This is a genomic window from Alkalihalobacillus alcalophilus ATCC 27647 = CGMCC 1.3604 (assembly GCF_000292245.2).
Lineage (GTDB): Bacteria > Bacillota > Bacilli > Bacillales > Bacillaceae_D > Alkalihalobacillus > Alkalihalobacillus alcalophilus.
This window is the reverse complement of the sequence record NZ_ALPT02000049.1, coordinates 1-22286: the sequence shown is the minus strand read 5'-3', so window position 1 is coordinate 22286 and position 22286 is coordinate 1. Positions and strand designations below refer to the sequence as shown.

The window sequence follows — 22286 nt, the reverse complement described above, 5'->3', positions numbered from 1 at the left end:
GGGGAAAGCCGATGAGAAAGGTGTTTCATCAAGGGGGGCTGCTTCCCTTTATCTTGATATCTATTTTTATAGTTACAGCATGTGTTAATGATGAACAAAACAGGATATCAGATAATGCACCGGATTTAATAGAAGATAATACGCAGGATGAACAGAAGATTAAAATTGGTTTTTCGATGGATACATTAGAAGAAGAACGTTGGCATCGAGATCGGGATTTATTTCAAAAGGCATTAGAAGCATTAGGGGCAGAAGTGGAAGTGATGAATGCCAATGTCGATGATGCGATACAAATCTATCAAGCAGAGACATTGATTAGCAAAGGGGTTGATGTCCTTGTAGTCGTTCCTAATAATGCTGAAGCGACCGCAGCCATAGTGAACAAAGCACATATGTCAGGGATTAAGGTTCTTTCTTATGACCGTCTTGTAAAAAACGCAGAAATTGATTTATATGTTTCCTTCGATAACGAGATGATAGGGGAGTTACAAGCGGAGGCCATTACGAACTTAGTTCCAAAGGGGAAGTACGTCTATATTGGTGGAGCCGCTACGGATAATAATGCTCATTTATTAAAAAAAGGTGCTTTTAATGTGCTGCAGCCTTATATTGATCGCGGTGATATTACCATTGTGTATGATCAATGGACGACAGATTGGGATCCGGCAAACGCCTTCATGAATATGGAAGAAGCACTAAAAGCCAATCATAATCAAATTGATGCCGTGATTGCTGCCAATGATAGCACAGCAGGAGGAGTGATTGAAGCCCTGGCCGCACAAGGATTAGACGGAAAGATTCCAGTTGCAGGTCAAGATGCTGATCTTGCAGCTGGTCAACGAATCGTAGAAGGGACGCAAACGATGACGGTCTACAAACCAATTATGACACTGGCCACAGAAGCGGCAGAACTTGCCGTCATGCTGGCAAAAGGCGAGAACATAGAGGCGGTTAGAAAAATTAATAATGGAAAAATAGAGATCCCGTCTATCCTGCTCAACCCGATCTCAGTCGATAAACAAAATATCGATCAAACGATTATTGCAGATGGTTTTCATTCTAAAGAAGATATATATATAAATGTAGAATAATAGGGTTATTAAAAGGATATTATCCTAAAGGGGCATTGTGCTAACAATGGGAGAGCCTTATATAAAGAAGTAACCGAAAGACTGAATGTAATATATATAGGCAGTCCTTGAATGGAGAGGGTTGTCTTTTTTATGTTGCTTTAGGAGCAGGATAGAAAAGAAGGATTATCGCTGATTTTTATGGAATATATTTCAATAATACTTATATAATTGTAAATTTTAAATAATAGGAGGCTCCTTTGGAAAATAAAAAAGATAAAATCACAATCGGTATTATGAGTATAGTGACCATATTAAGCTTAATTCTTTCTTCAGTATTATATTTTGAACAAGTCTCAAATGAAGCAATGAGGGAGCGAGAAGAATTATTAATAGAAGTTGTCAAACATTTGTATAGTAAAGAAAATACGACTACAAATGTTCATCAAATAAGTCAAATAAGAGCTTTGAAAAGTAAAGCAGGTGTGTATCCGTTTAATTATGATGTCGTTATAGACATGAAAAATAGAGACCAAATTATTTTTAGTTGGGAAGATAAATCCAAAACAAAAGTAATAAGAACGAATCTGGATTAATTTACAGGGGGCGATGGTATGATTGAAACATTAGCACGGCAGATTCCTACAATATCTACTTATAAGGAAATTGTCCATGTTACAAAGGGGTTCTCTACAGATAATAAATTTTTAATAAAAATGGGGGATGGAGACAAAAAGTTGTTCCTGCGATTGTTTAATCTGGAAGAGCTAGAATCAAAAAAGCAGGAATTTCAGATCCTTGAAAAAATGAAAGAGTATCAAATTCTTTGTTCAGAACCGATTTCTATAGGTGAGATAGAAGATTATGGGTACATGATTACATCATACATAGAGGGAAAGGATGCAGAGGTTGAGATTCCTAAACTCTCATACGAAGAACAATATAATATTGGCTTTGAGGCGGGAATGGAATTAAAAAAAATGCATCAATATAAGGCACCAAATCATATTCCTTCCTGGTATTCAAGAAAAGTAAAAAAGCATCAAAGATACTTAGATAAATACTATAAATGTGGAATAAAAGTGAAGAATGACGATAAAATCATAAAGTTTATTGAGGAAAATATCCCTCTTATGAAACAACGTCCAAACCTATTTCAACATGATGATCTTACTCTTGGAAACCTAATTGTGAATAATAATCAGTTTGCAGGGGTTATTGATTTTAATCGATATGATTGGGGAGATCCGATTCATGAATTTCTTAAAATTGGTATATTTAGTCGGGGAGTGAGTATTCCTTTTTCCAGAGGCCAAATCAAAGGTTATTTTGATAACCATGAACCGGATGAATCTTTTTGGAGGTTATATTCGCTGTATTTAGCCATGTGTGTCTTTTCTACCGTTATATGGACATTGGAGACAATTCCTGAAAATTTAGATGATATGTTAGATAAAGTTTATACATTTTTAGAAGATCACGATTACTTTAGTGAAATTAAACCTAAGTGGTACATATAAGAATCATCAACTGTTGAATTGATAGAAATAGAACATGGTGATCATCAGACTGTAGTAATGAAGTTAATTAAACAATTTTGCGAAGGATTGATATTTTATGAAATTGACAAGAAACCCTGAAACTATCCACAAACCAGTTGCACCTTATGTACATCAAATTGAAGTTACGGGTCCAAATAAATGGCTAACTTTATCTGGTCAATTAGGAATGGAGGTGGATGGCACAGTCCCTGAAAATCCTTTAGACCAGTTGGAATTAGCCTTAAAGAATATTGAAAGAAATCTTGTGGCTGCTAATATGAATGTTAATGATTTAACAAAATTAGTGTTTTATTTAGTTGGCGACTTTGAGACAAATCAAAGGAAGAAAATAATCAGTGATTTTCTTGGAGAACATCTACCTTGTACAACACTGATTTATGTCGTTGCCCTAGCCGCACCTATATTTAAAGTTGAAATTGACGCATGGGCGTGTAGAGGAATTGAATGAATTTAATACATTTTTTAATGTTAGTTGAGGCATTTCTGCACCAAGAAGAGATGCTTCTTTCTATTGTTAAAACGATGAAGTTTAATGGGTAAGGACGTATGGAGTGTAAAATACATTTGACAATTATTGGTTATTTTTTGTATGATTTGTGTGTAAAATATATTTGACAGTCCTTGTAATGGTGGTGACAGTAAGTTGGAAAATAAAATTAAACAATACAGGGAGAAAAAAGGTCTATCACAAGGGAAATTAGCAGATTTGTGCCAGGTGAGCAGGCAAACAATAAATGCAATTGAAAATAATAAATATGACCCGAGCCTTCAATTGGCTTTTGATATTGCATTTCACTTACATACATCTGTGGAAGAAGTTTTTAAGCCCCAACGAAGATTTGAGAATTAGAGGCGACTTTTATACGAACTAGAAAGAGGGGAAAAGCAAATGAATACTAGAAAGATTGGTGGGCTTATTATAGGTTTAGCCATTTTAGCTGTACTTGGTTTTACTATCTATAAAATCTTAACGGATAAAGAAGTGGGATTTAATGAAATCATTACGTTTAGTATTTTATTCGCGATGTTCTTTTCTACTATTACATGGGGTGGCGAAAAAGAAAAAGATGGGATTTTACAAAAAGAAGAATTAGGAAAAAAAATCACAGAGCAAAGTTCAAAAATTAGTTATTTAATTTTAGTAGTATTGATACTTATCGCTGTCTACGTAGATCACTTAATAAGTGATACTTATAACATTTTTTTATTAGGGATTTTAGGAGTCGCAATGGTTTTGTTACCTTTAGTTGAATTTTTAGTGTCTAGAAAATATCAATAATAACGTTTCTTGATCATGAAGGAGAGCTTTTTTATGTCACGCTTTTTGGTGTGGGTAGCATAAGTTGGTTGGATTTGAAATTGATTGATATGGTTGTATTTGGGAACTCATTTTTAATTAAAAGGTGCGTTGCTCTATGAAGGGTTAACGCATTTTTTGAGTGGAAATATTCAAAGAATCCTAAACAGTCTATCCTAACGATTAGTGAAGTGCTTTTGTTGATACTCATATTAATCATAGTCATTCAGTTAGACTTTCTAAGTATAGTATCTTGATAGTTTAGAAGGTTAGTAGAGCTCAAAAGAAATAAAAATTTCTGTTGAGCTCGTATTAATGGTTACATAATATTCGTTGACGGTGCAAGACAAACTACTGATTTCATCCTTATTTTTTATGAGTTGTTTAGGCTACGTATCATTTTGTTAGATTATCTAGTTTCTTATTCAATAGTTCGATTGCTTTTCCAGGGATTGCATCCTTTGTTCTTGCTCTTGTGTTTCTTCACGTTGAGTGATGTTATCTTGAATAGCTTCATCGATAGCAATTTTAGCTGCGTATGTTGCAATTGCATCCCCTATTGTAACTAATACCCCGCTTAACAGAGCCAGTTTTAGGCTCATCGCAAGATTAATTTCCTGTATAGTTTGTTCAGATTGGCTATTATCCATATCTTTATTTTTCATAAGATTCGACCTCGTTTATCTAATGTTTACTTTTAATGTATTCGTTTATTTTAAATAAGTTAATCGTTATCGAGTGTGGGCAGAATTTTCTTTGACTGTGAACTGTCGATGATATGGACTTGATTTCAGGTTGAGTTACAAATTTTCGTATCATATCGGCTTTGCCTCTGATAAAACAGGTACAGGATTGAGAGAGTTTATCAATTGAACACCATTAGAGACACTATCCTTGCCGAAGTGAAGTATTAACGGGGGTGAATAAACCTCCCGCTTCCTAAAATTGTCACCTCCCGTTCATCTTCCATTCATATTGCATTCATGGTTTGTTCATATAGCTTTCCTATACTACGGTTGTAAATCAAACGAGTAGAGGAGAGGGAAGGATGCTTCAACCTTTTAGAAAGTTAGCGAAGTTTTCAAGTAGTCCGTTTGGGGCTAAAATGGTTTTAATATTTTGGCTTGTGGCCATTGTGTTGTTAAGTGTGTTATTACCATCTGCCAAAGATTATGCTGGGACAAGTACTGAGGGCAGTGTGAGAGGGGATAGTTTGTCAGAGATTGCGGCTCAAGTGAATGCAATGGAGTTTTCAAGTGATGATGATGGAATCCCTGCTTTATTAGTATTTCATAATGAAAATGCCTTAAATGAAGAAGAGAGAGGGAAGATATCTGAGTTAAGTGAATGGTTAGCTTCAGATGATAAACCAGCTTATGTTGTGAGTGCCTTACCTTATCATCATTTTCCGGAAGAAATACAAAATCAAATGTATTCGGAAGATGAGACGACGATGCTTTTTCATGTTTCTTTAGAGCAAGGTCTAGAAGCGAGTGAAGCCAATGAAACATTGGAACAAATAAGAGCAGAGGTCGTGTCGATTGGCCTTACCGATCTTCAATTAGAAATCACCGGTCCAGCAGCAATTGCAGCAGATACGACCGCTTTATTCCAAAATGCCGATTTTGTGTTGATGTTAGCGACGATTGTGCTTATTTTTGTTATTTTGATTGTCATTTATCGCTCACCACTACTAGCGATTATGCCATTACTGATTGCAGGAATGGTCTATGGAGTTGTTGACAGGTTGCTAGGGCTTGCTGGAAAAAATGATTGGTTTGCCGTTGATTCATCAGCCTTTTCGATCATGCTCGTCTTATTGTTTGCGATTATTACCGATTATAGTTTGTTTGTGTTTTCAAGGTATAAAGAAGAGTTACAAAAGCAAGAATCTAAATACGAATCGATGAAAGAAGCCATTCATCATGTGTCAGAACCAATCTTCTTGAGTGGTGGCACGGTCTTATTAGCGATGTTGACTTTATTTGTAACCGTCTTTGAACCATATAATCACTTTGCACCGGTCTTTTCATTAGCCGTTGTCGTTATTTTGTTAGCGGGATTAACTTTAATACCAAGCATCTTTGCCCTTTTAGGAAGAAAAGCCTTTTGGCCAGTAATCCCAAAAGTAAAAGAGGAAAACAAGAAACAGAGTAAATACTGGCTTAAAGTTAGTGAAATCGTCACAAAAAAAGCTGGTCTTATCACCAGTGTGTTCCTTTTATTATTAGCGGTCGCAGCTTTTAACACAACAACGATTAACTTCTCTTTTAATTTGATGAAGTCCTTCCCAGAGGATATCTCATCAAGACAAGGTTTTGAATTATTAGCGGATCATTTTCCAGAAGGACAGTTGGCACCCGTATCGGTTATCTTACAATCTGACGAGCAAATCGATTTAGACGAAACGTTTTATAAACAAGTTAATAGCTTAAGAGACGAATTGGAAAAAGTAAAAGGAGTCAGTACAGTAAGTCCAAAAATTACCGAGGAAATGATCAACGGTGAGGCAAATCTACCGCGAAACTTTTTAGCTGAAGAAGAGACAGCGATTAAATTAGAACTGATCCTAGATGGAAACCCGTTTGAATTGGAAGCATTAGAAACAATCCAAACGTTAAGAGAGTTAGAAGGAACTTTGTTGGAAAGTCACCAATTTCCAACAAACAAATTCTCCCTTCATTACGCCGGACAGACGGCAGAACAATTGGATGTCAAAGAGATGAACGAACGAGATATGATTTTCCTATTTTCCAGTGTCATTCTCTTGTTAACCGTCATACTTATTTTCCAATTTAAATCGATTTTATTGCCATTGATTATGATGGCAACGATCCTCCTAACCTATGTTGCGTCATTAGGAATAAGCTGGTGGATCTTTGAAAATCTATTAGGCTACGAGGCCATCAGTTATCGTATCCCAGTCTATACGTTCATCTTTATGGTCGCCTTAGGCATTGACTATAGCATCATTCTCATCTCAAGAATCCGAGAACAAGCTAGCAACCTTCCTTGGAAAGAAGCGATCCAACAAGGAGTTGTCAAAACAGGTAGCGTCATCGCCTCAGCCGGTCTTATCCTAGCCGCCACATGTTAAGAGAGGGTGCAACCTCTGAAGGAATGTATAATAACATTTCTTCTTATAGAAGCAGAGTCCGAAACAAAAATGTCATTACAACAGAAGAAGAGCAGCTTCTATATGATCCTCAAACCTCCGGTGGCTTACTGATTATTGTGCCACAAAGCCAAGTGGATGCGTTTCTTACAAAGTTATCTGATCAAGGTGAAAGTGGTTATGTCATCGGTAAGGTATTAGAAAAAGATGAAGTTCCTATTATTACAAAGAATACCTTTTAAAAGCAGCTGCAGAGTCAGTTGCTTTTTTTATTTTAACTAATTATTATACGCATAATGCATAACTAATATAATAATAATGCATTTCACCTATTACTGAAATGGATTTATACTAAGTTTAAATATGAAAGATTAATTTTAGGAGGTTATTTTAATGATTTTTAGACAGTATCTACACAGTGAGCCGATTGCTGCTTCATACTTTTTCGGATGTGGTGGTCAATCTACTGGGGCAATTGTAGACCCTCTACTAGAAGATGTAGACTTTTATATTGAAGAATCAAAAAGGCTTGGTATGGAGATTTCCTATATTTTTGATACCCGGAGCATTGAGTGACCGAATTGGTCGAAGAGGTTTGATTGTATACGGAATGATCACACAAGCAATTGCAATTTGGTGGATCTTAATTGGTACGGCATTCTGGTGGTGGACGATTGGTGCAGTGTTATTAGGGGTAGGAACAGCAATGGTATACCCTACTTTACAAGCAGCTCTTGGTGATGTTGCTCATCCAACATGGAGAGCTTCTTCGATGGGTGTCTATCGTTTCTGGCGAGATAGCGGGTATGCATTCGGAGCACTTTTTGCGGGTCTACTTACAGATATGTTGAATATTAATTGGGCAATAGGCCTTGTTGCAATTTTCCCTTTAATTGCTGGTATTAATTTGTATTTTCGTATGTCTGAAACGTTAAAACAACCTAGTAAATCTTAACTAGCTAGTCTTAACTAAGATATAAAAACAGAGTGGAGAAATCGTTCATATGAGAAGAAGGTGTATATAATGTCTAGTAGAGACGATGAATTAATCAAAAGTTATATAGATTCTCCGGTGAAACAACGAATGCTCTACAAACAGACGTTGCTCATTGTGAGTATTTCTCAAATCTTTGGCGGTGCTGGGTTAGCAGCTGGTATTACTGTGGGTGCACTTCTTGCACAAGAGATGATGGGCACTGATGCATTTGCAGGAATGCCAGCTGCATTATTTACGGTGGGTTCAGCTGGAGCTGCTTTTGCAGTCGGAAGGCTTTCTCAACGATATGGTCGTCGTATCGGTCTAACTACAGGTTTTGTCGTCGGAGGACTAGGGGCTATGGGAGTTGTCATTGCTGCTATAGTGAATAGTATTTTTCTTTTATTTGTATTCTTGCTAATTTATGGTGCGGGTACAGCGACCAATTTACAAGCTCGATATGCAGGTACTGACTTAGCAGAGAAAAACCAGCGTGCAACAGCTATAAGTATTGCGATGGTTTCGGTCACATTTGGTGCATTTGCGGGGCCCAATTTAGTTGGTGTCATGGGGGTTTTTGCTACTGCTATTGGGATCCCAGCACTTGCTGGTCCTTTCCTATTATCGGGAGTTGCCTTTCTCTTAGCTGGATTCATTATTTTCCTCATGCTTCGCCCTGATCCGTTTTTATTAGTGAGAAAAATGGAAGTCTATAAGCAAGAGCCAAATGATGAGACTTTGACTTTGAAAGAAACTGATTTAGACGAAAATAAAAGAGGTATTGCGGTCGGGGCAACAGTTATGATTCTATCACAAATGGTCATGATTGCTATTATGACGATGACACCTATTCATATGACCCATCATGGTCATGGACTTGGCGCAATTGGTCTTGTTATTGGTATCCATATTGGGTCGATGTATCTTCCTTCATTGGTTACAGGTGTACTTGTGGATAAGATTGGTCGAACTGCGATGGCGATAGCTGCTGGATTCACGCTTCTATTAGCAGGTTTGTTGGCAGCATTTGCGCCAAGTGATTCTATTCTTGTCTTAATCATAGCTCTTTCCTTACTAGGGGTAGGGTGGAACTTTGGTTTAATAAGTGGAACAGCTCAGATTGTTGATTCGACTGCTGCATCACAACGTGCTAAGACTCAAGGGACAGTGGATGTTTTCATCGCATTAGCAGGTGCTTCTGGTGGAGCTATGTCTGGAATGATTGTAGCTAATATGAGCTATACAATATTGTCACTAGCTGGAGGCGGATTGTCTTTACTACTGATTCCTGTGGTGATTTGGTCTAGAAGGAAGGGAAAAAGAAGAGAAGAGTCTGATGTTTGAGAATTGATTCAGATTAACCTACATCAGCTAACGGTTAGCAGTGATTTAAAAGTCACTATTAAAATTAGATCCAGGAATTGGGAATCTAACTACTTTCAACGTAAAGTACGCCTAACGTAGAAATCGGCTTTTTAATTCATCAAATATGTGAAACAATTAAAATTTAGTTGATCACATACCCTAATAGGTATAAACTGTACCTATTAGGGTATTATTTAGTAGAGGGAGTGGTGCATCTTATGAAGAATGAAGAAAAAAGTTGTTCAACTAACCAGTGAGGAATGAATAAAGGGACAACAGATGGTAAAAAGGTTAAAGTATCGCCTCCAATATGACCAGCTGTTTATCTTTGGTTCCTGGTAGGAGCTATATTTATTATCTATAGTATTATGGGTACTGTACTCTCAATTTTTTAGGATATATTGTTAATTATGGAGGGTTCTTTATTTATCTAAAGAGTCATGGAGAAGTGCATGTGAAAATGCACTTTTTTATTTTCTTAAACGTTTCTTAATATTCACAAAGTATAACTGAAGATAAAGGAGGAGCATTATGGAGGAGTTTTTAATTATTGGTTCGATACGTTTGCCTATCAAATGGATCTTTATTGGAGGTGCACTAGTAGTAGCCTATCTAGCAATGAACATTCGTTTAAGTCGATTAAATTTAGACAAGAAACCATTATTAGATACTATATTTAATGCGTTACTTTATGGATTTATAGTTTGGAAACTAAGTTATGTATTATTCAATCCGGTTCATGCTTTTGCCTATCCACTGGGGATTCTTTATTTTGATGGTGGTCAAAAAGGAATGTTGTTAGGAATTCTAATGGGCTTCATTTATATTTACTTTCAATCTACTAAGCAGAGCGTAGGAATAGTAACGTATGTGAATCTTACTTTCAGTGGTTGGCTTGCAGGGAGCGCAACTTATTTTATTTATTTATTCCATACAAATTATATTTACTACTCTGGTCAAATTTTTTTAGCTGGGTGGCTGATAGTTGTCATGTTGAAGAATAAAGAAATTGATCTTGGAAAAGGATTATCCAACAGCCTATTAATTTATAGTCTAGGTCAAATCTTTTTAGGTTATTTGACTCATATAAAACCAGTTATTCTTGGGTTCACAAATCTCCAAATTGGCTTTATCCTGTTAGCTCTACTTATACTAATCGTGCAGAAAAGGAAAAGAGGTGAGAAAAATCGATAATTTATCCATTTTAGTAGCCTTTACTGCAGGACTGCTTTCTTTCTTATCACCATGTGTATTTCCATTACTTCCTGCTTACATTTCTACGTTAACAGGTTCTACAGTCTCTGATAAGGTCAATGTAAATAAGAAACTAGTATTTACTAGATCAATAAGCTTTATTTTGGGATTTAGTATCATCTTCGTCCTTTTAGGAGTATCCGCAAGTTTCATAGGTCAAATGTTTATGGAAAATAGAAACATTGTTGAAAAAATAAGCGGACTCCTTATTATCATCTTTGGACTTCAAATGGTAGGCCTTTTACAACTCAAATTCCTTATGAGGGAAAAAAGAATACATATGCAATCTAAAAGGGCAGGTGCAGGACCTTCCTTTTTAATTGGAATGGCTTTTGCATTTGGATGGAGTCCATGTGTAGGTGTTGTTTTATCCTCTATTTTATTATTAGCAGCCTCGCACGAAACAGTAAGTAGTGGTGTGATTTTATTGTCAGTGTACTCATTAGGATTGGGGATACCATTTTTAATGGTATCAATACTTGTGACCTATTCATTGAAAGTTGTAAGGAATATTAATTCAATCTTACCTAAATTGAGTGTAGTTAATGGTTGGATTTTAATCAGCTTAGGTTTGCTTCTATTTACAGGTCAATTTCAAAGGATTAGTGCTTGGCTTGCAACTTTCACCTATTTTGGTTAAGGAAAGGAAAATAAAAGATGAAAAAACAAAAGAATTTGATTGTGATCCTCCTTTTAGTTGGGCTAATAGGATGGGGTTTAATGGATTTACGTGGAGAAAGTGGGAATGAACCGAATAGTGAAACGACTGTAGTAGATGTTGAAGTAGGATTAAACCAAGGAAATTTGGCACCGGACTTTGAATTAGAAACATTAGAAGGAGAGCCATTGAAGTTATCAGACTTTAGAGGGGAAAAAGTAATCCTAAACTTATGGGCAACTTGGTGCCCACCATGTCGAGCTGAAATGCCCCATATGCAAGACTACTATGAGAAGCATAAGAATGATGGAGTTACAATATTGGCAGTTAATTTAACAACTCAAGAGCGAAATAAAGATGCGGTAAGGCCTTTTGTGTATGAGGAATTTCAATTGACATTTCCAGTTGTATTAGATGTCGATGGTGATATTGGAGCGATGTACCAAGCTTACTCTATACCAACAACTTATGTCATTGATACTGAGGGGTTAGTTCAAAATAAAGTAATTGGGCCCATGTCTTATGAAATGATGGAGACAATGATAAACAATATTAATTAATACGAGATGTGGAGGTTCGGAGTGAACACTAAGGGCAAATCTATTTTAATTGTAGAAGATGATCATAAAATAAGACAATTAATTAAGATCTATCTTGAAAAAGAAGGTTATGATGTGTGGGAGGCGGGAGACGGCAAACAAGGCATAGACATGTTTGAGCGGTACGATCCGTGTTTTACGATCATTGATTTAATGCTTCCTGAAGTCAGTGGAGAAGAGGTTTGTAAATGGATTAGGACAGAGAAGAAAAGTGATAGTCCGATTATCATGGTTACAGCCAAGGTGGAAGAAAAGGATCGGATTAATGGACTCAGAATGGGGGCAGATGACTATATAACAAAGCCATTTAGTCCCAATGAACTTGTTGCTCGCGTCGAAACGGTGCTGCGTCGAACAGAGAATCGTTGTAATAAAATTAGTTTTCAAGGGATCACAGTGAAGCCTTTAAAGGGAGAAGTGAATTTTAATGGAACGAAACTTTTTTTAACAAATAATGAAAGCAAATTACTATACATGTTCATGAAGCACCCGAATCAAATCTTATCAAGAGAACAGATGATCGAGGAACTTTATCCAAATGTTGAGAAAGATATTACGAATCGGACAATTGATGTCCATATCCGAAATCTTAGGGAAAAACTAGAGCAAGTAGACGCTCCAGATTGTATTAAAACAGTTCGGGGCATGGGGTATCAGTTTGTTGCCTTTTAAACAAATCGTAAAAAGAATGACAAAAATAAACCTTATGTTGAAGCTAACGGTGATAAATAGCATCGTTGTCGGACTGGTCATTTGGATTGTTGGTGTATCTGTAAAAGATTTTGCTTGCTATTTAATAGAACAAGAAAATTCTCTTTCAGCTGAACAAAGGTTGGGTTTTACAAATCAATTGGATTCTTACCTGGTTTACGCTGTTATTCTCTCCATCTTCATTGCTGCGGTCGTTCATTTTTATTTCATTCGTTCATTATTATACCCACTAAGTACATTAACGGAGGTGACAAGAGAGATTGCAAAAGGGAACGATCCAGTGATTATTTATAACAAAAATTCTGATGAAATCGGGCAATTATCAAGGCACTTTAATGAGATGATAAGGAAAATAAAAAAAGTAGAGGAATCTCGTGAGAAAATGACCCAAGATGTTGCTCATGAGTTAAGAACTCCTTTAACCAATATCAATGGCTATTTAGAGGCGTTAAGATCGGGAGTAATAAATGGAAATCAAGAGCTATACGATTCTCTTTTCGAAGAGTCGAAGAGGCTTACAAGTCTTGTTGAACAATTGCAACAACTTAATGTTTGGAAAAATGAATATGGCAGCTCTGTAAATTATGAGTGCTTATCTATTCGTCATCTCATTGAAAGCCAAGTTGAAATTTTTCGCTTAGAACTTCAGAAACAATCGATCCAAATCAAGGTTAGCGTAGAAGATAAACAGTTACACGCTGAGAAAAAGGGATTGAAACAGGTCTTAACCAATCTAATTGAAAACGTCCTCAAATATGATAAGGGGGGATGGATGGAGATTAAAGGTTTTATGAGTGAAAAAGGCTACCAAGTTCAAGTGGAAAATGAAGGGCTGCCTATTCCAGTTGAAGATCAGAGACAACTTTTTGAACGTTTCTATCGAATTGACCTTTCGCGGAATCGTAGTTTAGGAGGGGCTGGGTTAGGACTATCGATCGTCAAAGAAATTATTAAAGGTCATAACGGAGAAGTGGGCCTGAAAACGAGTCAAAATGTTCATACCTTTTGGTTTACGTTACCGACAGAGCAGGAGGAGGATGCATGAAAATAACTAGCTTCACTTTATTTACGATGTCAGCTTGTCCCTTAGGTAGAACGATGCGGCATGTTTTGGGAGAGGTTACTACCTTATTACCTGAGCTAACATTTTCGATTGTGTTTATTGATCAAGAACCTGAGGTAACGAATGAGGCAGGGATAAATAATAATCCTACTACGTTGTTTCGAGATAAAAATGGAAAAGAAGTTTATCGGATTGAGGAATTTAAGGAAACAGACGAGGTAATACAACTCCTTAAAACTAAAAAAACCATACAACCTTACCAAGTGGTGGAGCCAAACGAGAGAAGAGTGTAGAATCTTACACTATCTATTTACTCAATGGTGACGCACTTGAAGCGGTAGACATAGAGTTTACTAATCTAACAGCAGTGAAAACGCCTCGTATTACAGCAATTAATTTGTTATTAAAAGCTGATTTTCAACCATTTATTAACCCGTTTCCAGATAGCGCCACTTTAGAATTAGTTGAGTTTGAGGAAAATTTATCACGAGTTATTATTAACCACGAAGAAGAATTAATTTCAGAAGTTAACGCATACAAGATGAAAAGGTGTCTACAACATACGTTACACTCATTTGGTATCGAAAAAGTTGAATTGGTTTTAAAAGATTATAAAAACTTATAGTACTTAATTCATCGTAAAAGACCTTAAACTTTGTTGTTTGAGGTCTTTTTTGCCTAATTATTTAGTGTAAAAGAGTTTGTAAAGCATTGCGTTCTTCATTAATCTCATTAGCAGTTCTAATACCCAGCCCCCTTATTAGAGGTAATGGAGGACACCAACATTGTAAAGAGTGTTGGAGTAAAAAATAACCAACTACTCCTGAAAGTAAATGCCACCTTTTGTTACTCGTTAGACCTAAAAAGGTTCCAAGGAGAACGAAAGATGAAGCTGAAGCTTCTAAAACTCGTTCCGTATACCATTCTTGATCAAGTTCTTCGAGTCTTCTCATTATTTCTTCCTTGTCCTCATATCGATATTTTTCAATATTATGCTGTGTTTCTAATGCAAGTCTTTCGTTAATCTTTTCTGAAGTGTTAAACTGAACTCTTTTTGAAGTTGGAGGAAGGAATCCCATGTAAGTGCACCTCTTTCATTTAATTGACAAAAATTTTCACCGAATAGAATAAAAGTGGAATGATTTTTAGGTAAGCTAACTGAATTTAACAAAGTGCTTTGAATTTTGAATAAGTAAAAATGTAGTTTTTTGAAATGATAACAGTGTACTCTTTTTTTTATCTGCTTTTAGGGGGGGAAATATACGATATGTCAACAAAAACATTAATTGAAGAAATTACACCAAACGAGGTTTCACACCGAATAAATAAAGGCAAACGGGATAGCATCATCGACGTTCGTGAACATGAAGAAGTAGCAGAAGGAGCCATTCCTGGCATCCACCATATCCCTCTTGGAGAGCTTGAGGATCGACTTGGTGAAATTGACAAAAACAAAGAACATATCCTGGTTTGCCGCTCCAGTGCCAGAAGTGGAAGAGCTGCTGAATTTCTGAAAAGCAAAGGATATAAGGTGAAAAATATGGCAGGTGGAATGTTGGATTGGAAAGGTGATTTAGATAGAAAATAATCATGTTAGGGAGGTGAATAAAGTGGAAGTAACAGTAAATAAAACGCTAGATGCAAAAGGCCTTGCATGTCCAATGCCAATTGTTAAAACAAAAAGGAAATGAATACGCTTGAACCTGGTCAAGTCATGGAAGTACAAGCGACTGATAAAGGTTCAACCGCTGATATAAAAGCATGGGCAACAAGTACGGGGAATCAATACCTTGGTACACTTGAAGAGGGAGATACCCTAAAGCATTATCTTAGAAAAGCAAGCTCTGAAGAAGAGAAAATGGAAACTAAACATCCTCATGTTGTAACGCTTGATGAACTTTCTAAAAAAATCGAAGGTGATGAAAAAGTCACCATTTTAGATGTTAGAGAATCTGCAGAATACACTTTTGGGCATATTCCGGGTGCTGTTCATATTCCGTTAGGAGAGCTTGAAGAACGTTTTGAAGAATTAGATAAAAGTGATGAGATTCATGTCGTGTGTCGCACAGGTAGCAGAAGTGATTTCGCAGCACAAAAGCTTGCTGAAAAAGGATTCAATCATGTGAGAAATGTGGTAGCTGGTATGAAAGAATGGACGGGTCCAACAAATAAACTTCACTAAAAAAAGGGGAGAGTATCATTGAAAATTGCAATTATCGCTGCAAATGGTGGAATGTTTGATGCTTACAAAGTTTTTAATATCGCAACAGCAGCCGCTGCTACGGATGCTGAAGTTGAAATATTTTTCACTTTTGAAGGATTAAACTTAATTCATAAAGAGGCATATAAAAACCTTCCAATGCCTGCAGGTGCAGAACATTTCCAAGAAGGATTTAAACAGAACAATGTCCCACCAGTTGATGAACTTGTTTCGATGGCAACAGAAATGGGTGTAAAAATGATTGCTTGTCAAATGACAATGGATGTCATGAGTTTAGAGAAGGAACATTTTATTGAGGGAATTGATGTTGGTGGTGCCGTGACATTTTTGACGTATGCAAAAGACGCTGACGTGACCCTGACATTTTAATAAAGAACTATAGGAGGGGAAACCATGACGACAACAACGGCGATTAAAGGAATCAATGTTAAAGAGTTAACAAAAAAGATTCTTAATGGCGATCAAATTTTTATTTTAGACGTAAGAAACACAGGTGATTTTGACGATTGGAAAATTGAAGGGGAAAACGTCCATATTATTAACAAGCCTTACTTTGATTTAATTGACAGTCTTGATCCTATTATGGATCAACTGCCTAAAGATCAGCCGATCTATGTTATTTGTGCAAAAGGAGGTTCGTCTGAATTTGTCGCTGAACAAATTGCAGAAGCTGGGTATGATCATGTTTATTCTATTGAAGGCGGAATGAAAGCTTGGAGTGAACATTTAGAGCCCATTAAAATAGGGGATTTAACAGGTGGCGGTACTATTCATCAATTTGTTCGAATTGGTAAGGGGTGTTTATCCTATTTAGTTGAATCAAATGGAGAAGCAGCTATCATTGATGCAGCACGTATGATTGAACCTTATGAACAATTTATTAGTGAACATAAATTGAAGCTAACTCACCTACTAGATACGCACCTTCATGCTGATCATATTTCCGGTGGACGAACTTTAGCTGAAAAGGTAGGTGCTGAGTATCATTTACCACCAAAGGATGCTGAAGAAGTAAAGTATTCATATACGAAGCTCGAAGATGGAAATGAGATCAAGGTTGGGAAAGTGATAATCAAAGCTATTTATTCGCCTGGACATACGATAGGGAGTACGTCCTTTATTGTCGATGATCAATATCTTTTAACTGGTGACATCTTATTTATCGATTCAATTGGTCGTCCTGATTTAGCTGGAAAAGCTGAAGACTGGGTGGCAGACCTTAGACAAACCCTATATGACCGTTACAAACACTTAGCTGATAATCTGATTGTCCTACCTGCCCACTACATGGGAATTAATGAAATGAACAAAGATGGAAGTATCTCTCACGAATTAGGTAAGTTGTATAAAGAGAATCATGGGTTGAACATCCATGATGAAAATGAGTTTAGAAAAACCGTTTCAGAAAATTTACCGCCACAACCAAACGCTTACCAGGAAATTCGAGAGACGAATATGGGTAAGATTAATCCAGATTTGGAGGCACAACGTGAAATGGAAATTGGACCAAATCGCTGTGCAGTACGTTAAGGAGGAATGACAAGATGGAAGTGACGAAAGTTTTAGATGCAAAAGGTCTTGCATGCCCAATGCCGATTGTGAAGACGAAAAAGGCAATGGATGAGTTACAGTCTGGAGAAGTGTTGGAAATACAGGCTACCGATAAGGGAGCTAAAAACGACCTTGTTGCTTGGGCAAGTTCGGGTGGTCATGATTTATTAAGTGATAAAGAAGAAAATGGTGTGTTCACTTTTTATATTAAAAAGTCTTAACCCTCGTCCTACTATGAGGATTACTCTTCATAGTAGGATTTTAAACAAAGTAAGGACATTGTTAAATGCCTCTAGTTGTCTTTAACAGGTATCTCCTCTTAGGTCTAATCTATACATAAAATATAAATGATTGACAAATTAGCTCAATAAACCTAATATAGGTGTAGGGGTATATGTATAATAATAAATTAAAAGAGAGGAAGGAACCTTATGTTTAAAAAATTAATTCCGGCATTGGAATGGATGCCAAATTATAAACGGTCGGATTTAAGCGGAGATATGTCAGCGGGGTTAATCGTTGCGATTATGCTTATTCCACAAGGGATGGCATATGCAATGTTAGCCGGATTACCACCGGTTATTGGGTTGTACGCTTCTACTATTCCACTTCTTATATATGCATTATTTGGAACATCGAGACAATTAGCAGTTGGTCCCGTTGCGATGGTGTCATTATTAGTACTAGCAGGGGTATCTACGATTGCTGAACCTGGAACAGATGAATATATCTCGTTAGTGTTACTTTTAATGCTTATGATAGGTATGATTCAGTTTCTAATGGGAGTGCTTAGACTTGGTTTCTTAGTAAACTTCTTATCTCATGCTGTAATTAGTGGTTTTACTTCAGCAGCCGCAATCATTATTGGATTAAGTCAGTTGAAGCATTTACTAGGAGTAAAACTAGAAGCAGATAAAGATGTATTTAAGATTTTATTTGAGTCGATAAGCAGGGTTTCTGAAATAAATCCAATAACATTAACCATTGGATTGGTTAGTATTCTCATATTGATTGGTTTAAGAAAATTTGTACCTAAAATTCCAGGTCCGCTTGTGGTGGTCGTCCTAAGCATTAGTACAATCTACTTCTTACAGCTGCAACAAGCTGGAGTGAAAATTGTTGGTGAAGTACCAAAAGGTCTGCCGTCATTATCGCTTCCTGTATTTACACTAGATGCTGTTATGGCACTTCTTCCTATCGCACTTGCCATCTCTTTTATCGGTTTTATGGAATCGATTGCGATGGCAAAGGCAATAGCGGCTAAAGAAAAATATAAAGTAGTTCCAAATAAGGAGCTAGTAGGGTTAGGGCTTGCTAATATTGGTGGTTCTTTCTTTGCAGGATATCCTGTAACAGGAGGATTTTCCCGTTCAGCTGTGAACTATCAATCTGGGGCAAAGACACCACTTGCGACAATAATTACGGCTATTCTTATTATCCTAACGTTATTATTTTTCACTGGTTTCTTTTACTATCTTCCTAATGCAGTGTTAGCTGCGATCATTATGGTTGCTGTATACAGCCTAATCGATGTGAAAGAAGCAAAACATTTGTTTAAAATCAAAAGTGTGGACGGTTGGACGTGGGTAATTACTTTTATTGCTACGCTAACAATTGGAATTGAGCAAGGGATATTAATTGGAGTAGTATTTTCCTTACTTGTTTTTATCGTTCGGAGTGCGTATCCTCATGTCGCAGAGTTAGGGTATTTACAAGAAGAAAAGGTGTTCCGAAATATTAAACGCTACCCAGAAGCAAAAGTAGACCCAGAAGTTATGATTTTCCGTGTCGATGCTTCATTATACTTTGCGAATATGACCTTTTTAGAAGATAAACTATGTGAGCGTGTAGGAGAAAAGCCTGAGACGAAGTGGATTATTTTAGATTTTTCAGGTGTGAACTCCATAGACGCTGTAGCGATACATTCATTAGAAGAAATAATGGAATCATGTAGAAAAGGGGATATTGCATTTCTTTTTGCGGGAATTAAAGGTCCTGTGATGGATTTACTGAAGAAAGCGAACTGGGATAAAAAATATGGGGGAAATTTAAGGCATTTATCGGTTGAGCACGCGCTTAAAGCTATTAACAAATAGAGGGAGAGGAGTAAAGATGGAGGAACTTGAATTAAGAAAGAAAAATGAAGAATTTATACAAAGGATTAAAGAACAAGACCCAACATTCTTTGATGAGTTAAAAAAAGGTCAAACACCAGAATTCTTTGTCTTGTCTTGCAGTGATTCGCGTGTTAGTCCTTCTGTCATTACGCAAATGCCTTTAGGACACATGTTTGTCCATCGAAATATTGCTAATCAAGTGGTAACGGAAGATGAAAGTTTTTCGGCTAGTCTATATTATGCGTTGAAACACTTAAAGGTAAAAAAGATTGTCATTAAAGGTCATACCGACTGCGGAGGCGTAAAAGCCGCTTGGTTAGAGAACGATGAGCAGGAGCTCAAGGGTTGGATTTCAAGAGTTCGCGCTAGTCTACCTGATAAGAGTACGACGATAGAACCAGTTTCAATGGATGAATTAACGAAGCTAAATGTTTTAAAACAAGTCGAAAGATTAATGGAGCACCCTATTTATAAGGAATACGGGACTGATATAGAAGTTTTAGGATGTTTATTTCATGTCGAATCAGGGGAATTGGAAAGGGTGTTTCCGCTTGAGAATTAATTGGTTCTTAAAGGTTGTTCTCTAAATAAGGTGTCTATCTTTTTTAAAGTTAACATTGCAAAAAGTATTACGTTGTTTTTACTAGTACCAATAACTCATAAAGGAGAGAAAAATATGTTTGATTATACTGTCGATACAGTAAGTGGAATGGAAGAAACAATTGAGAAGTTAAAAACCAATTTGATGGAAGAGCAATTTGGAGTCTTGTGGGAATTTGATATCCAAGCAAAGTTACAAGAAAAAGGATTGGAATTTAACGATCCATATAAAGTGTTAGAAGTATGTAACCCCCACGAAGCGAAACGAGTATTAGATAGAAACAAAATGGTTGGGTACTTCCTACCTTGTAAGATAGTAGTATATAACGATAATGGAAAAACGAAAATTGGAATGCCAAAACCTACTTCATTAATACAGTATGTAAATGATGAAGATTTAAATGGAATAGCTGCGGATATCGAGAAAAGACTGATTTCTGCTATCGATAAAAGCATTTGATGCATATAAAGTCTCTTGTGAAAAGTCTAACTGAGTAGGAGGAAGCTTGTTTTACAAGTTAGGAGGTCTATCCAAATGAATCAATCCGATGAATCTAAATATATTCAACAACACTTAGCAAATGAAAGAACGTATTTAGCTTGGATTAGAACAGCCATTGCTATTATTGGAGTGGGATTCTTAGCAACGACCCTACACTTTAATACTCCAATGAATGAGTTCTTAGACAATACAATTGCGATGTTCATTAGTTTATTTTCTCTTTTGTTGGGGCTATTAACCATTTTCTTTGCTACATTTGTTTATTACCGAAATCGAAAGGCTATAAATAGCCAAACGTTTCATTCTTCCTATAAAATTATCTTCTATATGACATTCATCATTACCGCTATATTGGTATTGTTTGGTATTTATTATTTTTTTGTTAACACCCCTTGACTTTATACCCTTAGGGGTATAATATATAAAATATAAAGAGCAAAGGGGGTTAAGGTAATGAAGAAATATAGTTCCTATATTCTGCCGCTTGTATTAATTATCGGTTTTATTGGCTATAAGTTAATTCCCACAATAGGGGTAGAACAAGTGAGTACAGAACAACTTGCCAACATGATGACGAATGCATCTGATGACGTTTTCTATGTTGATGTACGAGAACCTCACGAATTTCAAGAGGCCCATATAGAAGGAATGACTAATGTTCCTCTTAGTGAATTAGAAAGCAATTTTCATTTAATTCCTGCTGATAAAACAGTTGTGATTATATGTAGAAGCGGGAATAGAAGCCTACAAGCCTTAAATAAACTTGAAGATTTTGGGTATCAAAATTTAGTTAATGTAAAAGGTGGAATGCTTGCTTGGGAAGGGGAAGTAACAAATTAGTTACTCTTAGGTTAACAATATGACCTTCTTCATAATTGTGCTATTATTAATAGGATCAAATAGTTTATATAGAAGATTTATACCAGTGCTTGGATTAGCGCATATGGATATAGACAATTTCAGTGATGAAAAAACGATTTTACTCGATGTAAGAGGTTATCTTCAGGCTCATAAAAAGCCTATCAACGGTTCTTATAATATTCCTTTGCCTTATATAAAAAGGAATTTACGTGAACTTGAAGGGAAACCTGTTTGTATTATTGGGTCAGATATGTTAGATGTAACGATAAGCGCTCGTTTTTTAAAAAGTAAAGGTGTTAAAGTAGCTGGATATTATATAGAGGATAATAAATATAGTAAGCAAGAGACTTGCAGAGATAGGAGGGAAATTCATGGAATACACTGATCAAATGAAAAATAGAGTGAAACGCATAGAGGGGCAAGTGAAAGCTATTTTAAGAATGATGGAAGAAGGAAAGGATTGTAAGGATCTCGTTGTTCAACTTTCTGCAGCAAGAAATGCGCTAGACCGGACAATTGGTGTTGTTGTTAGTACCAATTTGGAGCACTGTGTCAGAGAGCAGATCGAAAAAGGGGAAGATACAGAAAAATTCATCCAAGAAGCTGTTAATTTGTTAGTGAAAAGCAGGTAAAAAGATAATATAAAAAGGTGGACAGGGGGAATTAAAATAAGTTAATATACCCCTATAGGTACACACCTAGTGAATTGAAGAAAGTTGTTGTTAGCTAAAAAATAGGTTGACTAAATTTTTTTAATCTTATAC

Annotated in this window: 32 protein-coding genes and 1 pseudogene; 31 read left to right on the top strand and 2 right to left on the bottom strand. The window is 36.3% G+C overall.

Going from position 1 to position 22286, the window contains the following annotated elements:
• Nucleotides 1–11: 11 nt before the first annotated feature.
• From xylF to BALCAV_RS22825, 7 genes are all read left to right on the top strand, one after another.
• The gene (xylF, locus tag BALCAV_RS13640) at nucleotides 12–1091 is read left to right on the top strand and encodes a D-xylose ABC transporter substrate-binding protein (RefSeq protein ID WP_004427652.1); all 1080 of its coding nucleotides are present in this window, start codon (nucleotides 12–14) and stop codon (nucleotides 1089–1091) included.
• A gap of 239 nt (nucleotides 1092–1330) precedes the next feature.
• Nucleotides 1331–1666: a hypothetical protein gene (locus BALCAV_RS13635; RefSeq protein WP_004427650.1), complete on the top strand. Its 336-nt coding sequence runs from the start codon at nucleotides 1331–1333 to the stop codon at nucleotides 1664–1666.
• A gap of 18 nt (nucleotides 1667–1684) precedes the next feature.
• Nucleotides 1685–2590: an aminoglycoside phosphotransferase family protein gene (locus tag BALCAV_RS13630; RefSeq protein WP_004427649.1), complete on the top strand. Its 906-nt coding sequence runs from the start codon at nucleotides 1685–1687 to the stop codon at nucleotides 2588–2590.
• A 97-nt stretch (nucleotides 2591–2687) separates the two neighbouring features.
• Complete coding sequence (locus BALCAV_RS13625; protein WP_004427647.1) at nucleotides 2688–3080, top strand: RidA family protein; 393 nt, start codon at nucleotides 2688–2690, stop codon at nucleotides 3078–3080.
• A 195-nt stretch (nucleotides 3081–3275) separates the two neighbouring features.
• Nucleotides 3276–3482 carry a helix-turn-helix transcriptional regulator gene (locus BALCAV_RS13620; protein ID WP_004427646.1) on the top strand — a complete coding sequence of 69 codons (207 nt, stop codon included), beginning with the start codon at nucleotides 3276–3278 and terminating at the stop codon, nucleotides 3480–3482.
• A 39-nt stretch (nucleotides 3483–3521) separates the two neighbouring features.
• Entirely contained in the window at nucleotides 3522–3911 is a 390-nt protein-coding gene (locus tag BALCAV_RS13615) for a hypothetical protein (RefSeq protein WP_004427645.1), read from the top strand.
• Nucleotides 3912–4102: 191 nt separating this feature from the next.
• Nucleotides 4103–4186 (top strand): hypothetical protein, encoded by an 84-nt coding sequence (locus BALCAV_RS22825; protein ID WP_081939292.1) that lies wholly within the window; start codon nucleotides 4103–4105, stop codon nucleotides 4184–4186.
• Nucleotides 4187–4354: 168 nt separating this feature from the next.
• Here the strand turns inward: BALCAV_RS22825 and BALCAV_RS13610 are convergent, their stop codons facing one another.
• Nucleotides 4355–4594 carry a hypothetical protein gene (locus BALCAV_RS13610; protein WP_004427644.1) on the bottom strand — a complete coding sequence of 80 codons (240 nt, stop codon included), beginning with the start codon at nucleotides 4592–4594 and terminating at the stop codon, nucleotides 4355–4357.
• Between the two features lie 383 nt (nucleotides 4595–4977).
• On the opposite strand from BALCAV_RS13610, the gene BALCAV_RS13605 reads away from it, so the two are divergent.
• From BALCAV_RS13605 to BALCAV_RS13550, 12 genes are all read left to right on the top strand, one after another.
• Nucleotides 4978–7026, top strand: a complete 2049-nt coding sequence (locus tag BALCAV_RS13605; protein WP_004427643.1) for an MMPL family transporter — start codon at nucleotides 4978–4980, stop codon at nucleotides 7024–7026.
• A 23-nt stretch (nucleotides 7027–7049) separates the two neighbouring features.
• On the top strand, nucleotides 7050–7286 hold the full coding sequence (locus BALCAV_RS13600) for an AIR synthase-related protein (protein WP_040324020.1): 237 nt from the start codon (nucleotides 7050–7052) through the stop codon (nucleotides 7284–7286).
• Between the two features lie 151 nt (nucleotides 7287–7437).
• Nucleotides 7438–7620, top strand: a complete 183-nt coding sequence (locus BALCAV_RS22115; RefSeq protein WP_004427641.1) for an MBL fold metallo-hydrolase — start codon at nucleotides 7438–7440, stop codon at nucleotides 7618–7620.
• Nucleotides 7613–7999, top strand: coding sequence for an MFS transporter (locus tag BALCAV_RS13590; RefSeq protein ID WP_040324019.1), 387 nt, complete (start codon nucleotides 7613–7615; stop codon nucleotides 7997–7999). Before BALCAV_RS22115 ends, BALCAV_RS13590 begins: the two co-directional genes overlap by 8 nt.
• A 69-nt stretch (nucleotides 8000–8068) precedes the next feature.
• On the top strand, nucleotides 8069–9364 hold the full coding sequence (locus BALCAV_RS13585) for an MFS transporter (RefSeq protein ID WP_004427639.1): 1296 nt from the start codon (nucleotides 8069–8071) through the stop codon (nucleotides 9362–9364).
• Nucleotides 9365–9916: 552 nt separating this feature from the next.
• Nucleotides 9917–10579, top strand: a complete 663-nt coding sequence (locus BALCAV_RS13580) for a diacylglyceryl transferase (protein ID WP_004427636.1) — start codon at nucleotides 9917–9919, stop codon at nucleotides 10577–10579.
• Nucleotides 10563–11279, top strand: coding sequence for a cytochrome c biogenesis CcdA family protein (locus tag BALCAV_RS13575; protein WP_004427634.1), 717 nt, complete (start codon nucleotides 10563–10565; stop codon nucleotides 11277–11279). Before BALCAV_RS13580 ends, BALCAV_RS13575 begins: the two co-directional genes overlap by 17 nt.
• Before the next feature lie 17 nt (nucleotides 11280–11296).
• Complete coding sequence (locus tag BALCAV_RS13570) at nucleotides 11297–11857, top strand: peroxiredoxin family protein (protein ID WP_004427632.1); 561 nt, start codon at nucleotides 11297–11299, stop codon at nucleotides 11855–11857.
• A gap of 21 nt (nucleotides 11858–11878) precedes the next feature.
• Nucleotides 11879–12568, top strand: a complete 690-nt coding sequence (locus BALCAV_RS13565) for a response regulator transcription factor (RefSeq protein ID WP_004427631.1) — start codon at nucleotides 11879–11881, stop codon at nucleotides 12566–12568.
• Entirely contained in the window at nucleotides 12558–13652 is a 1095-nt protein-coding gene (locus BALCAV_RS13560; RefSeq protein WP_004427628.1) for a sensor histidine kinase, read from the top strand. The genes BALCAV_RS13565 and BALCAV_RS13560 overlap by 11 nt, the downstream gene beginning before the upstream one ends.
• Entirely contained in the window at nucleotides 13649–13963 is a 315-nt protein-coding gene (locus tag BALCAV_RS13555) for a thioredoxin family protein (RefSeq protein ID WP_040324016.1), read from the top strand. The genes BALCAV_RS13560 and BALCAV_RS13555 overlap by 4 nt, the downstream gene beginning before the upstream one ends.
• A gap of 74 nt (nucleotides 13964–14037) precedes the next feature.
• Nucleotides 14038–14295 (top strand): hypothetical protein, encoded by a 258-nt coding sequence (locus tag BALCAV_RS13550; RefSeq protein ID WP_040324015.1) that lies wholly within the window; start codon nucleotides 14038–14040, stop codon nucleotides 14293–14295.
• Nucleotides 14296–14356: 61 nt separating this feature from the next.
• Here the strand turns inward: BALCAV_RS13550 and BALCAV_RS13545 are convergent, their stop codons facing one another.
• Entirely contained in the window at nucleotides 14357–14749 is a 393-nt protein-coding gene (locus tag BALCAV_RS13545; RefSeq protein ID WP_004427624.1) for a YgaP family membrane protein, read from the bottom strand.
• Nucleotides 14750–14937: 188 nt separating this feature from the next.
• On the opposite strand from BALCAV_RS13545, the gene BALCAV_RS13540 reads away from it, so the two are divergent.
• The 12 genes and pseudogenes from BALCAV_RS13540 to BALCAV_RS13485 all read left to right on the top strand — a co-directional run bounded on the left by BALCAV_RS13540 (nucleotide 14938) and on the right by BALCAV_RS13485 (nucleotide 22154).
• A complete protein-coding gene (locus tag BALCAV_RS13540; protein ID WP_004427622.1) occupies nucleotides 14938–15258 on the top strand; it encodes a rhodanese-like domain-containing protein in 321 nt (106 codons plus the stop codon).
• A 22-nt stretch (nucleotides 15259–15280) separates the two neighbouring features.
• Nucleotides 15281–15852, top strand: a pseudogene (locus tag BALCAV_RS13535) (rhodanese-like domain-containing protein).
• A gap of 18 nt (nucleotides 15853–15870) precedes the next feature.
• Nucleotides 15871–16260, top strand: a complete 390-nt coding sequence (locus BALCAV_RS13530) for a DsrE/DsrF/DrsH-like family protein (RefSeq protein ID WP_004427618.1) — start codon at nucleotides 15871–15873, stop codon at nucleotides 16258–16260.
• Nucleotides 16261–16284: 24 nt separating this feature from the next.
• A complete protein-coding gene (locus BALCAV_RS13525; RefSeq protein WP_004427616.1) occupies nucleotides 16285–17421 on the top strand; it encodes an MBL fold metallo-hydrolase in 1137 nt (378 codons plus the stop codon).
• Between the two features lie 14 nt (nucleotides 17422–17435).
• Nucleotides 17436–17663, top strand: a complete 228-nt coding sequence (locus BALCAV_RS13520) for a sulfurtransferase TusA family protein (protein WP_004427614.1) — start codon at nucleotides 17436–17438, stop codon at nucleotides 17661–17663.
• A 210-nt stretch (nucleotides 17664–17873) separates the two neighbouring features.
• Nucleotides 17874–19538, top strand: a complete 1665-nt coding sequence (locus tag BALCAV_RS13515) for a SulP family inorganic anion transporter (protein WP_040324014.1) — start codon at nucleotides 17874–17876, stop codon at nucleotides 19536–19538.
• Nucleotides 19539–19554: 16 nt separating this feature from the next.
• A complete protein-coding gene (locus BALCAV_RS13510) occupies nucleotides 19555–20121 on the top strand; it encodes a carbonic anhydrase (RefSeq protein WP_040324013.1) in 567 nt (188 codons plus the stop codon).
• Nucleotides 20122–20235: 114 nt separating this feature from the next.
• Nucleotides 20236–20619, top strand: coding sequence for a DUF302 domain-containing protein (locus BALCAV_RS13505; protein WP_004427608.1), 384 nt, complete (start codon nucleotides 20236–20238; stop codon nucleotides 20617–20619).
• Nucleotides 20620–20694: 75 nt separating this feature from the next.
• Nucleotides 20695–21057, top strand: a complete 363-nt coding sequence (locus BALCAV_RS13500; RefSeq protein ID WP_040324012.1) for a YidH family protein — start codon at nucleotides 20695–20697, stop codon at nucleotides 21055–21057.
• Nucleotides 21058–21114: 57 nt separating this feature from the next.
• Nucleotides 21115–21501 (top strand): rhodanese-like domain-containing protein, encoded by a 387-nt coding sequence (locus BALCAV_RS13495; RefSeq protein ID WP_040324011.1) that lies wholly within the window; start codon nucleotides 21115–21117, stop codon nucleotides 21499–21501.
• 103 nt (nucleotides 21502–21604) lie between these two features.
• A complete protein-coding gene (locus BALCAV_RS13490) occupies nucleotides 21605–21907 on the top strand; it encodes a rhodanese-like domain-containing protein (RefSeq protein ID WP_160173419.1) in 303 nt (100 codons plus the stop codon).
• Nucleotides 21894–22154, top strand: coding sequence for a metal-sensitive transcriptional regulator (locus tag BALCAV_RS13485; protein WP_004427599.1), 261 nt, complete (start codon nucleotides 21894–21896; stop codon nucleotides 22152–22154). Before BALCAV_RS13490 ends, BALCAV_RS13485 begins: the two co-directional genes overlap by 14 nt.
• The last annotated feature ends 132 nt before the right edge of the window (nucleotides 22155–22286 follow it).